This window comes from Streptomyces kanasensis (assembly GCF_043077165.1).
In the GTDB taxonomy this organism is placed as follows: domain Bacteria; phylum Actinomycetota; class Actinomycetes; order Streptomycetales; family Streptomycetaceae; genus Streptomyces; species Streptomyces changanensis.
On sequence record NZ_JBIBSF010000007.1, the window covers coordinates 206,926 to 218,731 of the forward strand.

Genomic DNA, 11,806 nt, shown 5'->3' on the forward strand with positions numbered 1-11,806 from the left:
CGGCCGCCCACCGCCGCCGGGCCGGTCGCGCGACCGCCGCCCCGACCGACCGCCGTCCGCCCGACCGCCGCCGGGTCGCGGCCGCCGGTCGCCGGCCGGCCGCGTCGGGGCCCGGGTTCGGTGTCCGTTCCGCTCCCGGCGGAACTCCCGTACCGGGCGCGGTCGCCCCCGCGGGCGCCGCGTGCGCTGCGGGTACGCTGGGTGCGCGCGTCCTGCCTGAGGGTGAACATCCCGGGTCCGTGGCGCCCCTCCGTACCCGGTCCAACAGGGCGTTCCGGACCCTGCGCGGTGGGAGATGTTTCCCGCGTGGCGTACGGCCAGGTAGGGTGGCGCCATTAATCTTCGGGCGGCCTGTGCCAGCACAGCGCCGCCCTGCCCAATAACCGCTGATCTTTCAAACCCGTCGCCTCTGACGCGCTAGCTCGGGGGTCGCAGGAGGCACCGTGCTCACCGCGTTCGCCCGGGCGTTCAAGACGCCCGACCTGCGTAAGAAGCTGCTCTTCACGTTCGGCATCATCGTGCTCTACCGGCTCGGTGCGCACATCCCCGTTCCCGGTGTGGACTACGAGAACGTCCAGCAATGTGTCAAGCAGGCCCAGCAGGGCAACAACAACCTGCTCGGCCTGATGGACATGTTCAGCGGTGGTGCCCTGCTGCAGATCACCATCTTCGCGCTCGGCATCATGCCGTACATCACGGCGAGCATCATCCTTCAGCTGCTGACCGTGGTCATCCCGCGGCTCGAGGCCCTGAAGAAGGAGGGACAGTCCGGTCAGTCGAAGATCACGCAGTACACCCGCTACCTGACGGTCGCCCTCGCCGTCCTGCAGGGCACCGGTCTGGTCGCCACCGCGAAGAGCGGCGCGCTCTTCAGCAACTGCACCGTCGCCAGCCAGATCGTCCCCGACCAGTCGATCTTCACCATCATCGTCATGGTCATCACGATGACGGCCGGTACGGCCCTCGTGATGTGGCTCGGTGAGCTCGTCACCGACCGCGGCGTCGGCAACGGCATGTCGATCCTGATGTTCATCTCGATCGCCGCCGGCTTCCCCGGCTCCCTCTGGGCCATCAAGGAGAGCGGCAAGCTCGCCAAGGGCTGGATCGAGTTCGGCACGGTCATCCTGATCGGCTTCGTGATGGTCGCCCTCGTCGTCTTCGTCGAGCAGGCCCAGCGCCGGATCCCGGTCCAGTACGCGAAGCGCATGATCGGCCGCCGCTCGTACGGCGGGACCTCGACGTACATCCCGCTGAAGGTGAACCAGGCGGGTGTGATTCCCGTCATCTTCGCCTCGTCGCTGCTCTACATCCCCATCCTGATCGTGCAGTTCGCCGGTAGCGGGACCACCGGGTGGTCTGCCTGGATTCAGCAGCATTTGGTCGACGGCAAGCCCATCCACACGGTGATCTACTTCTTCCTCATCGTGTTCTTCGCCTTCTTCTATGTGGCCATCTCCTTCAACCCCGAGGAAGTCGCCGACAACATGAAGAAGTATGGTGGCTTCATCCCGGGTATCCGGGCTGGTCGACCTACTGCTGAGTACTTGAGCTACGTGCTCAACCGGATCACTTGGCCCGGCTCGCTGTATCTGGGTCTGATCGCTCTTGTGCCGACGATGGCGTTGGCCGGCTTCGGCGGTGCGAACGCCAACTTCCCGTTCGGCGGGACGAGCATCCTCATCATCGTGGGTGTGGGGCTGGAGACCGTGAAGCAGATCGAGAGCCAGCTCCAGCAGCGCAATTACGAAGGGTTCCTCCGCTGATGCGAATCGTCCTCGTCGGACCGCCCGGTGCAGGCAAGGGGACGCAGGCCGCGTTCCTCGCCGGGAATCTCTCGATTCCGCACATCTCCACGGGTGACCTGTTCCGGGCAAACATCAGTCAGGGCACGGAGCTGGGCAAGCAGGCGAAGGCGTTCATGGACGCCGGCAACCTGGTGCCCGACGAGGTCACGATCGGCATGGCCAAGGACCGCATGGAGCAGGCGGACGCCGAGAACGGCTTCCTCCTCGACGGCTTCCCGAGGAACGTGGCCCAGGCCGAGGCGCTGGACCGGATGCTCGAGGCCGCGGACATGAAGCTCGACGCCGTCCTGGACCTGGAGGTCCCGGAGGACGAGGTCGTCAAGCGGATCGCCGGCCGCCGCATCTGCCGCAACGACAGCGCGCACGTCTTCCACGTGACGTACACCCCGCCGAAGCAGGACGGCGTCTGCGACGTCTGCGGCGGCGAGCTCTACCAGCGCGACGACGACTCCGAGGAGACCGTCCGCACGCGGCTGGAGGTCTACCACACGCAGACCGAGCCGATCATCGACCACTACCGGGCCCAGGGCCTGGTCGTCACGATCCCCGCGCTCGGCAAGGTCAGCGACGTGACCGACCGCGCCATGGCGGCCCTGCGCGGCGAGCACGCCGCGTAGGACCCCGCGCACCGCGCACCCCGTACCGCGCTTCGGCCGCGGCCCCCGTCCCGGGAGCCGCGGCCGAAGCCATTGCCGCGGGGGCGCCCGTATCGTTGTACCGAGAGCTCCCGCTCGCCCCCCCCCGAGAAGTCCGAGAAAGGCGTTTGCCGTCATGGTGCAGATCAAGACCCCGGAGCAGATCGCGAAGATGCGCGAGGCGGGGCTGGTCGTCGCCGCCATCCACGCGGCGACGCGCGAGGTGGCCGTCCCCGGCGCCACCACCAAGGACCTCGACGAGGCCGCGCGCAAGGTCCTCGCCGACCACGGCGCCAAGTCGAACTTCCTCGGGTACGGCGGCTTCCCCGCGACGATCTGCACCTCGGTGAACGAGGTCGTCGTGCACGGCATCCCCAGCGAGGAGGTCGTGCTGAAGGACGGCGACATCATCTCCATCGACTGCGGTGCCGTCATCGACGGCTGGCACGGCGACGCGGCGTACACCGCGTTCGTCGGCTCCGGTCACGCCCCGGAGCTGATCGAGCTGTCGCGGGTGACCGAGGAATCCATGTGGCACGGCATCGCAGCGATGAAGAACGGCAACCGGCTGGTGGACGTCTCCCGCGCGATCGAGACCTACATCCGCCGCCAGCCGCGGCCGGCCACGGGTGAGCACAGCCTCGGCAAGTTCGGGATCATCGAGGACTACGGCGGCCACGGCATCGGCACCGAGATGCACATGGACCCGCACCTGCTGAACTACGTCTCGCGCAAGCGCGGCAAGGGCCCCAGGCTCGTCCCCGGCTTCTGCCTCGCCATCGAGCCCATGGTCTCCCTGGGCACGCCCCGCACGGAGGTGCTGGAGGACGACTGGACGGTCATCACGACCGACGGCACGTGGTCCTCGCACTGGGAGCACTCGGTCGCCCTCACCGAGGACGGCCCCCTGGTCCTGACCGCCCCCGACGGCGGCCGGGCGAAGCTCGCCGAGCTCGGCGTCACCGCCGCCCCGGACCCGCTGGCCTGATCCGCCCCACCGGCCCCGCGGTCCCGCGGGGCCGCGCCCGGGTCGGTCCGGCAGCGGGGCGCCGGGGCGCTTAGGGATCTCCCCAGGTGGGGATGCTCTGCTGATTCGTCTTTTCCAGGGGCCTCGCGTAGACTGATGCGTCGGCTCTCGTGTACCCGTGTGTTCGCACTCGGCTGCGGGAGTCGATCAAGGTAGCCGATTCGAAGGGCGAAGCGTGGCCAAGAAGCAAGGTGCCATCGAGATTGAGGGCACCGTGATCGAGTCCCTGCCGAACGCCATGTTCAAGGTAGAGCTCCAGAACGGTCACAAGGTCCTCGCGCACATCAGCGGCAAGATGCGGATGCACTACATCCGCATCCTCCCGGATGACCGGGTCGTCGTGGAGCTGTCTCCGTACGACCTGACGCGTGGCCGGATCGTCTACCGCTACAAGTAGATCTTGCCCGCACCCCCGCTTCCCGCGCGGGTGGTGGCACTGACCCGGAGAACCTCACATCCCATGAAGGTCAAGCCGAGCGTCAAGAAGATCTGCGACAAGTGCAAGGTGATCCGCCGTCACGGTCGGGTCATGGTCATCTGCGACAACCTGCGCCACAAGCAGCGCCAGGGCTGACGCACGCCGACCTGCACCTCGCAGTACTTCGCGCGACGCAAGCAAATTCGTACATACGCAGCGCCCGCCAAGCCCTGACAGGGTCGGCGACACCTCCGGCGGGGGCCGGGGACCTGGTCCGTACCTCGTACGGCGGCCAGAGAACGGTGCTGCGGAAGACCCCCGATCACACAGGAGCCATTGCATGGCACGCGTTTCCGGTGTTGACATCCCGCGCGACAAGCGCGTGGAGGTCGCACTCACCTACGTCTTCGGCATCGGCCGCACCCTGGCGAAGGAGACCCTCGCCGCCACCGGTGTGAACCCGAACACCCGCGTTCGTGACCTGTCCGAGGAGGACCTGGTCAAGATCCGCGAGTACGTGGACGCCAACCTCAAGACCGAGGGTGACCTCCGCCGCGAGGTCCAGGCCGACATCCGCCGCAAGGTCGAGATCGGCACGTACCAGGGTCTGCGTCACCGCCGTGGCCTGCCGGTCCGCGGTCAGCGCACCAGCACGAACGCCCGTACCCGCAAGGGCCCGCGTCGCGCCATCGCCGGCAAGAAGAAGCCGGGCAAGAAGTAGTCCGCAGCGGACGACTGTCCACGGTCTTCGCTGTAGGACCGACCACCTCCCGTAGGAGTTAAGACATGCCCCCCAAGGGACGTCAGGGCGCTGCCAAGAAGGTGCGCCGCAAGGAAAAGAAGAACGTCGCTCACGGCCACGCGCACATCAAGAGCACGTTCAACAACACCATCGTTTCGATCACGGACCCGTCCGGCAACGTGATCTCCTGGGCCTCCGCCGGCCACGTCGGCTTCAAGGGCTCGCGCAAGTCCACCCCCTTCGCCGCGCAGATGGCCGCCGAGTCGGCCGCCCGCCGCGCGCAGGAGCACGGCATGCGCAAGGTCGACGTCTTCGTCAAGGGTCCCGGCTCCGGCCGTGAGACCGCGATCCGCTCCCTCCAGGCCACCGGCCTCGAGGTCGGCTCGATCCAGGACGTCACCCCCACGCCGCACAACGGCTGCCGTCCCCCCAAGCGCCGCCGCGTCTGACGCACGGCCTACCGGAGCACCGCGCGTCCGCGCGCGGCCGCTCCGCGCAGGGATTCCCGGGCGGTACGGCTCTTCGGGGGCGTGCCGCCCGTACCCTTGCACTGACCGAGGACGTCAAATAGCGGGCGTCCACGACTGAAGGAAAAACACCATGCTGATCGCTCAGCGTCCCTCGCTGACCGAAGAGGTCGTCGACGAGTACCGCTCGCGGTTCGTCATCGAGCCGCTGGAGCCGGGCTTCGGCTACACGCTCGGCAACAGCCTCCGCCGTACGCTCCTCTCCTCGATCCCGGGTGCGGCGGTCACGTCCATCCGCATCGACGGCGTCCTGCACGAGTTCACCACCGTGCCGGGCGTCAAGGAGGACGTCACCGACCTCATCCTCAACATCAAGCAGCTGGTCGTCTCCTCGGAGCACGACGAGCCGGTCGTGATGTACCTGCGCAAGCAGGGCCCCGGCCTGGTCACCGCCGCGGACATCGCCCCGCCGGCCGGTGTCGAGGTGCACAACCCCGACCTGGTCCTCGCCACGCTCAACGGCAAGGGCAAGCTGGAGATGGAGCTGACCGTCGAGCGCGGTCGCGGCTACGTCTCCGCGGTGCAGAACAAGCAGGTGGGTCAGGAGATCGGCCGCATCCCGGTCGACTCGATCTACTCGCCGGTCCTCAAGGTCACCTACAAGGTCGAGGCCACCCGAGTCGAGCAGCGCACCGACTTCGACAAGCTCATCGTCGACGTCGAGACCAAGCAGGCCATGCGCCCGCGCGACGCCATGGCGTCCGCCGGCAAGACCCTGGTCGAGCTGTTCGGTCTCGCCCGCGAGCTGAACATCGACGCCGAGGGCATCGACATGGGCCCGTCCCCGACGGACGCCGCCCTCGCCGCCGACCTCGCGCTGCCGATCGAGGAGCTCGAGCTCACCGTCCGTTCGTACAACTGCCTCAAGCGCGAGGGCATCCACTCCGTGGGTGAGCTCGTGGCGCGTTCCGAGGCCGACCTGCTCGACATCCGCAACTTCGGTGCGAAGTCGATCGACGAGGTCAAGGCGAAGCTGGCCGGCATGGGTCTGGCCCTCAAGGACAGCCCGCCCGGATTCGACCCGACCGCCGCCGCCGACGCCTTCGGCGCCGACGACGACGCGGACGCCGGTTTCGTCGAGACCGAGCAGTACTGATCGCTGCCCGCAGGCGACCGCCTGCGGGGCCCTGACCCCGGTACCTGACACGGCCGGGGCAGATCACAAGGAGAAACACCATGCCGAAGCCCGCCAAGGGTGCCCGTCTGGGCGGCAGCGCCGCGCACGAGAAGCTGCTCCTCGCGAACCTCGCGAAGGCGCTCTTCGAGCACGGCCGCATCACCACGACCGAGGCCAAGGCCCGCCGCCTGCGTCCGGTCGCGGAGCGCCTGATCACCAAGGCGAAGAAGGGCGACATCCACAACCGTCGCCTGGTGCTGCAGACGATCACGGACAAGGGCATCGTGCACACGCTCTTCACCGAGATCGCCCCGCGCTACGCCGAGCGTCCGGGTGGCTACACCCGGATCACCAAGATCGGCAACCGTCGTGGCGACAACGCCCCGATGGCCGTGATCGAGCTGGTCGAGGGCGAGATCGCCAAGAAGGCGACCGTCGCCGAGGCCGAGGCCGCCACGAAGCGCGCGGTCAAGGAGGCCGACGAGGCCAACGCCAAGGTCGACGAGGCGAAGGCCGATGAGGCGGAGGCCAAGGCTGACGAGGCCAAGGCCGACGAGTCCAAGGACGCCTGAACCGCGTTCTGAAGGCTGACGGACGGGCCCGTCCCCCTCACGGGGGGCGGGCCCGTTCCGCTTGAGAGGATTGACGCGTGAGCGATGACGTGAAGCCCGGCTCCGTACGGGTGCGGCTGGACCTGTCCTACGACGGCAAGGACTTCCACGGCTGGGCCAAGCAGGCCGGCGGGCAGCGGACCGTGCAGGGTGAGATCGAGGACGCCCTGCGCACGGTGACGCGCTCCTCGGAGACGTACGAGCTGACCGTCGCCGGGCGGACCGACGCGGGCGTCCACGCGCGCGGGCAGGTCGCCCACGTCGACCTGCCGGAGGCCGTGTGGGCCGAGCACCGCGAGAAGCTGCTGCGGCGCCTCGCCGGGCGGCTCTCCCACGACGTGCGGATCTGGCGGGTCGAGGAGGCGCCGAGCGGCTTCAACGCCCGTTTCTCGGCGATCTGGCGGCGGTACGCCTACCGCGTCACCGACGACCCGGGCGGCGTCGACCCGCTGCTGCGCGGACACGTGCTGTGGCACGACTGGCCGCTCGACGTCGACGCGATGAACGCCGCCGCCGAGCCGTTGCTCGGCGAGCACGACTTCGCCGCGTACTGCAAGAGGCGGGAGGGCGCGACGACCATCCGCACCCTCCAGGAGCTGCGGTGGGAGCGGCTGCCGTCCGGGGTGATGGAGGCGACGGTCAAGGCGGACGCCTTCTGCCACAACATGGTGCGCTCGCTCGTCGGCGCGCTGCTGTTCGTCGGCGACGGGCACCGGCCGGTGGAGTGGCCGGCGAAGGTCCTCGCCGCGGGGGTGCGGGACTCCGCCGTCCACGTCGTGCGGCCGCACGGGCTCACCCTGGAGGCCGTCGGCTACCCGGCGGACGAGCTGCTGGCCGCCAGGAACCTGGAGGCCCGCAACAAGCGCTCACTGGCCCCCGGCCGGAGCGGTGGCTGCTGCTGACGCCTGGGCGCGGCCACGGGCGTAGATCTGGTTGAAGGCGAAGGAGCCCAGGTCGTCGCTGGTCTTGAAGACGGCGGTGTCGGAGGTGGTGACCTTCCGGCCGTCGGTGAAGCCGGCCTGGGTGAAGTACGCGTAGCGGCCCAGCGCGTTCGAGCGGCGCAGGCAGACGGTGGCGCGGCAGAAGTCGCCGACCCCGGCGCCCGCGAGGGGGGCGATCCCGCCCCGGGCGCCCTCCTTCGCCGCGAGCGCCTTGCCCTGGTCGGCGAAGAGGGCGACGCCGACGGTGACGGCGACGCCGTCCCGGACGTACGTGGCGCGGATGACGCGGGAGCAGCCGTGCTGCTGCAGGACGGCGCCCAGGCCGTCCCGGCCGGCACCCGCGCACTGGGTGGTGGAGCCGGTGGCGCCCTTGGTGTAGACCCGGTCGCCGAAGGTCAGCTTCGTGCCGGGGAAGAGGCCCTCCGGGGTGAGCGGGGCCGTGTCCTTGGCGGCCGTCGAGAGGAAGTCCATCGGGTCCGGCGGGGGCGCGGGCGCGACGGAGGAGAAGGACGGCTGGGGGCCGGTCCCGTCGGTCGGGACCTCGGCGCCGCCCGGGCCCGCGGTCGTCGCGGAGGCGGTCGGGGCGGTGCCGCCGCCGCTGCCGCCGTTGACGACGGCGACGGCCACGACGGTGGCGATCGCGGCCGTGGCGAGGACCCCGCCGCCGGCGATCAGCCAGCGCCGGCGGCGCTGGCGCGTCTCGGACGCCTCCGCCAGGGCGCTCCAGTCGGGCGTGCCGTCGGCCGCGGTGCCGAAGGGGGCCGCGGGCTGCTGCCCGAACGGCTCACCGGCCGGGCCGTACGGCGGGACCTGTGGCTGCTGCCCGTACGGCTCCTGCCCCTGCCCGTAGGGCGCCGGGCCCGCGCCCGGGTCCTGCTGCTGCCCGTACGGCCCGGCGGGCTGCTGCCCGTACGGGTCGTGGCCGGTGCCCCCGTCCGGCTGGTGTGGCTCCTGCGGCCATCGCGGTCCCCCAAAGCTCATGCCGCGCATCCTAATCCGGTTGGGTATCCGCGGGACCGGCGGCCACAATGCGGCCATGGGACATGTGGAGGTCGCACACCTCGAGTACTACCTGCCGGACGGGCGGGCGCTGCTCGGCGACGTGTCGTTCCGGGTCGGCGAGGGCGCCGTGGTGGCGCTCGTCGGGCCGAACGGAGCCGGCAAGACGACGCTGCTGCGCCTGGTGGCGGGGGAGGCGCAGCCGCACGGCGGGACCGTGACGGTCAGCGGCGGGCTGGGGGTGATGCCGCAGTTCGTGGGGTCCGTACGGGACGAGCGGACCGTCCGCGACCTGCTGGTGTCCGTGGCGCCGGCGCGGATCAGGGAGGCGGCCGCCGCGGTCGACGCGGCGGAGCACCTGATCATGACCGTGGACGACGAGGCCGCGCAGATGGGGTACGCGCAGGCACTGAGCGACTGGGCGGAGGCGCGCGGCTACGAGGCGGAGACGCTGTGGGACATGTGCACGACGGCGGCGCTGGGCGTCCCGTACGACCGGGCGCAGTTCCGTGAGGTCCGCACGCTCAGCGGCGGTGAGCAGAAGCGGCTGGTGCTGGAGGCCCTGCTGCGCGGCCCGGAGGAGGTGCTGCTCCTCGACGAGCCGGACAACTACCTCGACGTGCCGGGCAAGCGGTGGCTGGAGGAGCGGCTCGCCGAGACCCGCAAGACGGTGCTGTTCGTCTCCCACGACCGGGAGCTGCTGGCGCGGGCCGCGCAGAAGATCGTCGCGGTGGAGCCGGGTCCGGCCGGGTCGGACGTGTGGGTGCACGGCGGCGGTTTCGCGACGTTCCACGAGGCGCGGCGGGAGCGGTTCGCGCGCTTCGAGGAGCTGAAGCGGCGCTGGGAGGAGAAGCACGCCCAGCTGAAGAAGCTGGTGGTCAACCTGCGGCAGGCCGCGTCGATCAGCCACGAGATGGCGTCGCGGTACGCGGCGGCCCAGACCCGGCTGCGGAAGTTCGAGGAGGCCGGGCCCCCACCGGAGCCCCCGCGCGAGCAGGACATCCGGATGCGGCTGCGCGGCGGGCGCACGGGGGTGCGGGCGGTGACGTGCGCGCGTCTGGAGCTCACCGGGCTGATGAAGCCGTTCGACCTGGAGGTCTTCTACGGGGAGCGGGTCGCCGTCCTCGGCTCGAACGGCTCGGGGAAGTCGCACTTCCTGCGGCTCCTGGCGGGTGACGCCTCGGTGGCGCACACCGGGGCCTGGAAGCTCGGCGCGCGGGTCGTGCCCGGGCACTTCGCGCAGACCCACGCCCACCCGGAGCTCCAGGGCCGCCCCCTCGTCGACATCCTGTGGACCGAGCACGCCAAGGACCGGGGCGGGGCGATGTCCGTGCTGCGACGGTACGAGCTGGAGAAGCAGGGGGACCAGCCCTTCGGGCGGCTCTCCGGCGGGCAGCAGGCCCGGTTCCAGATCCTGCTGCTGGAGCTGTCGGGCGCGACGGCGCTGCTGCTCGACGAGCCGACGGACAACCTCGACCTGGAGTCGGCGGAGGCCCTGCAGGCGGGGCTGGAGGCGTACGACGGGACGGTGCTCGCGGTGACGCACGACCGGTGGTTCGCGCGCTCCTTCGACCGGTACCTGGTGTTCGGCGCGGACGGCGTGGTCCGGGAGACGGCGGAGCCGGTCTGGGACGAGCGGAGGGTGGAGCGGGAGCGGTAGCGGGCGGGCGCGGCGGAGTCGTTTTGACCCGGGTGGGGGACGCCGCGTATTCTTCTGGTTCGTTATGCGTACTGGCTTGCTCGATCTCACGTGAGAGGCCGTTACGCCGGCTCACCGGGCCGATGACCAGCGACCTGCACTCGGTATGCGTCACCGACGTGTGGTCATGGCTGTCGTGATCGTCCGTGGTGGCCTTGACAGGACCCACTCACTGAAGAAGCGAAGGCTACGACCGTGCGTACGTACAGCCCCAAGCCCGGCGATGTCACTCGCCAGTGGCACGTCATTGACGCCCAGGACGTCGTCCTGGGTCGACTGGCCACCACCGCCGCAACGCTCCTCCGGGGCAAGCACAAGCCGATCTACGCGCCGCACGTCGACGCTGGTGACTTCGTCATCATCATCAACGCCGACAAGGTGCACCTGTCCGGCAACAAGCGGACCCAGAAGATGGCCTACCGCCACTCCGGGTACCCGGGCGGTCTGCGCTCCGTGCGCTACGACGACCTCCTCGCGAACAACCCCGAGAAGGCCGTCGAGAAGGCCGTCAAGGGCATGCTCCCCAAGAACTCCCTCGGCCGTCAGATGCTCTCGAAGCTGAAGGTCTACGCGGGCGAGAACCACCCGCACGCTGCCCAGCAGCCGGTTCCGTTCGAGATCACCCAGGTCGCGCAGTAAGTCCGGCCACCCCCTAAGACGAAGAGAATCTGAGGAGCATCGTGGCCGAGACCACTGTTGAGAACCCCATCGAGGGCGAGGAGACCTACGCCGAGGTCACCACCTTCGAGTCCGAGGTCCCCGTCGAGGGCGAGTACACCTCGGAGTCCCTCGCGTCCCGCTTCGGCGAGCCGCAGCCCGCGGCCGGCCTGGGCCGCCGCAAGAACGCCATCGCCCGCGTCCGGATCGTCCCGGGCACCGGCAAGTGGAAGATCAACGGTCGCACCCTCGAGGACTACTTCCCGAACAAGGTGCACCAGCAGGAAGTCAACGAGCCCTTCAAGGTGCTCGAGCTCGAGGGCCGCTACGACGTCATCGCCCGCATCTCGGGTGGCGGCGTCTCCGGCCAGGCCGGCGCCCTGCGCCTGGGCGTGGCCCGCGCGCTGAACGAGGCGGACGTGGACAACAACCGCGGCGCCCTGAAGAAGGCCGGCTTCCTCAGCCGCGACGACCGCGCGGTCGAGCGCAAGAAGGCCGGTCTCAAGAAGGCCCGTAAGGCCCCGCAGTACAGCAAGCGCTAATCACGCCTGCTCGGTCTGCTCGACGTACGCCCCGGCGGCACCTCCGTGCTGCCGGGGCGTACGTCTATACGCTTCACCTTGCTTTT

Annotated in this window: 14 protein-coding genes; 13 read left to right on the top strand and 1 reads right to left on the bottom strand. The window is 69.9% G+C overall.

Annotated elements, in window-relative coordinates; translation table 11 throughout:
- Positions 1-443: 443 nt before the first annotated feature.
- From secY to truA, 10 genes are all read left to right on the top strand, one after another.
- Positions 444-1,763 carry a preprotein translocase subunit SecY gene (gene secY, locus ACF053_RS19180; protein ID WP_257375445.1) on the top strand — a complete coding sequence of 440 codons (1,320 nt, stop codon included), beginning with the start codon at positions 444-446 and terminating at the stop codon, positions 1,761-1,763.
- Positions 1,763-2,422 carry an adenylate kinase gene (locus ACF053_RS19185; RefSeq protein WP_391954975.1) on the top strand — a complete coding sequence of 220 codons (660 nt, stop codon included), beginning with the start codon at positions 1,763-1,765 and terminating at the stop codon, positions 2,420-2,422. Before secY ends, ACF053_RS19185 begins: the two co-directional genes overlap by 1 nt.
- A 154-nt stretch (positions 2,423-2,576) precedes the next feature.
- The gene (gene map, locus ACF053_RS19190; protein WP_058943153.1) at positions 2,577-3,428 is read left to right on the top strand and encodes a type I methionyl aminopeptidase; all 852 of its coding nucleotides are present in this window, start codon (positions 2,577-2,579) and stop codon (positions 3,426-3,428) included.
- 214 nt (positions 3,429-3,642) lie between these two features.
- On the top strand, positions 3,643-3,864 hold the full coding sequence (gene infA, locus ACF053_RS19195; RefSeq protein ID WP_003956442.1) for a translation initiation factor IF-1: 222 nt from the start codon (positions 3,643-3,645) through the stop codon (positions 3,862-3,864).
- Between the two features lie 63 nt (positions 3,865-3,927).
- Positions 3,928-4,041 carry a 50S ribosomal protein L36 gene (rpmJ, locus tag ACF053_RS19200; protein WP_003956441.1) on the top strand — a complete coding sequence of 38 codons (114 nt, stop codon included), beginning with the start codon at positions 3,928-3,930 and terminating at the stop codon, positions 4,039-4,041.
- A 184-nt stretch (positions 4,042-4,225) separates the two neighbouring features.
- Complete coding sequence (gene rpsM, locus ACF053_RS19205) at positions 4,226-4,606, top strand: 30S ribosomal protein S13 (protein WP_058943152.1); 381 nt, start codon at positions 4,226-4,228, stop codon at positions 4,604-4,606.
- 65 nt (positions 4,607-4,671) lie between these two features.
- A complete protein-coding gene (rpsK, locus tag ACF053_RS19210) occupies positions 4,672-5,076 on the top strand; it encodes a 30S ribosomal protein S11 (protein ID WP_003956432.1) in 405 nt (134 codons plus the stop codon).
- 151 nt (positions 5,077-5,227) lie between these two features.
- Entirely contained in the window at positions 5,228-6,250 is a 1,023-nt protein-coding gene (locus ACF053_RS19215; protein WP_003956430.1) for a DNA-directed RNA polymerase subunit alpha, read from the top strand.
- Between the two features lie 80 nt (positions 6,251-6,330).
- Positions 6,331-6,843, top strand: a complete 513-nt coding sequence (gene rplQ, locus ACF053_RS19220; RefSeq protein ID WP_391954976.1) for a 50S ribosomal protein L17 — start codon at positions 6,331-6,333, stop codon at positions 6,841-6,843.
- 77 nt (positions 6,844-6,920) lie between these two features.
- On the top strand, positions 6,921-7,784 hold the full coding sequence (gene truA / locus ACF053_RS19225) for a tRNA pseudouridine(38-40) synthase TruA (RefSeq protein ID WP_058943150.1): 864 nt from the start codon (positions 6,921-6,923) through the stop codon (positions 7,782-7,784).
- Here truA and ACF053_RS19230 read toward each other — a convergent pair.
- Positions 7,749-8,804 carry a hypothetical protein gene (locus tag ACF053_RS19230; protein WP_391954977.1) on the bottom strand — a complete coding sequence of 352 codons (1,056 nt, stop codon included), beginning with the start codon at positions 8,802-8,804 and terminating at the stop codon, positions 7,749-7,751. The genes truA and ACF053_RS19230 overlap by 36 nt on opposite strands.
- 55 nt (positions 8,805-8,859) lie before the next feature.
- Here ACF053_RS19230 and ACF053_RS19235 point away from each other — a divergent pair, with 55 nt between their 5' ends.
- From ACF053_RS19235 to rpsI, 3 genes are all read left to right on the top strand, one after another.
- Positions 8,860-10,482, top strand: a complete 1,623-nt coding sequence (locus ACF053_RS19235) for an ATP-binding cassette domain-containing protein (RefSeq protein WP_391954978.1) — start codon at positions 8,860-8,862, stop codon at positions 10,480-10,482.
- Between the two features lie 234 nt (positions 10,483-10,716).
- Positions 10,717-11,160 carry a 50S ribosomal protein L13 gene (rplM, locus tag ACF053_RS19240; protein WP_023587008.1) on the top strand — a complete coding sequence of 148 codons (444 nt, stop codon included), beginning with the start codon at positions 10,717-10,719 and terminating at the stop codon, positions 11,158-11,160.
- Positions 11,161-11,201: 41 nt separating this feature from the next.
- Positions 11,202-11,720, top strand: coding sequence for a 30S ribosomal protein S9 (rpsI, locus tag ACF053_RS19245; protein ID WP_058943147.1), 519 nt, complete (start codon positions 11,202-11,204; stop codon positions 11,718-11,720).
- Positions 11,721-11,806: the final 86 nt, after the last annotated feature.

What these genes read in the sequence shown, in the direction of transcription:
- rpmJ (WP_003956441.1), top strand. Translation starts at nt 3,928, where the DNA reads ATGAAGGTCAAGCCGAGCGTCAAGAAGATCTGCGACAAGTGCAAGGTG.
- rplQ (WP_391954976.1), top strand. Translation starts at nt 6,331, where the DNA reads ATGCCGAAGCCCGCCAAGGGTGCCCGTCTGGGCGGCAGCGCCGCGCAC.
- map (WP_058943153.1), top strand. Translation starts at nt 2,577, where the DNA reads ATGGTGCAGATCAAGACCCCGGAGCAGATCGCGAAGATGCGCGAGGCG.
- ACF053_RS19230 (WP_391954977.1), bottom strand. Translation starts at nt 8,804, where the DNA reads ATGAGCTTTGGGGGACCGCGATGGCCGCAGGAGCCACACCAGCCGGAC.
- rpsK (WP_003956432.1), top strand. Translation starts at nt 4,672, where the DNA reads ATGCCCCCCAAGGGACGTCAGGGCGCTGCCAAGAAGGTGCGCCGCAAG.
- ACF053_RS19215 (WP_003956430.1), top strand. Translation starts at nt 5,228, where the DNA reads ATGCTGATCGCTCAGCGTCCCTCGCTGACCGAAGAGGTCGTCGACGAG.
- ACF053_RS19185 (WP_391954975.1), top strand. Translation starts at nt 1,763, where the DNA reads ATGCGAATCGTCCTCGTCGGACCGCCCGGTGCAGGCAAGGGGACGCAG.
- ACF053_RS19235 (WP_391954978.1), top strand. Translation starts at nt 8,860, where the DNA reads ATGGGACATGTGGAGGTCGCACACCTCGAGTACTACCTGCCGGACGGG.
- rpsM (WP_058943152.1), top strand. Translation starts at nt 4,226, where the DNA reads ATGGCACGCGTTTCCGGTGTTGACATCCCGCGCGACAAGCGCGTGGAG.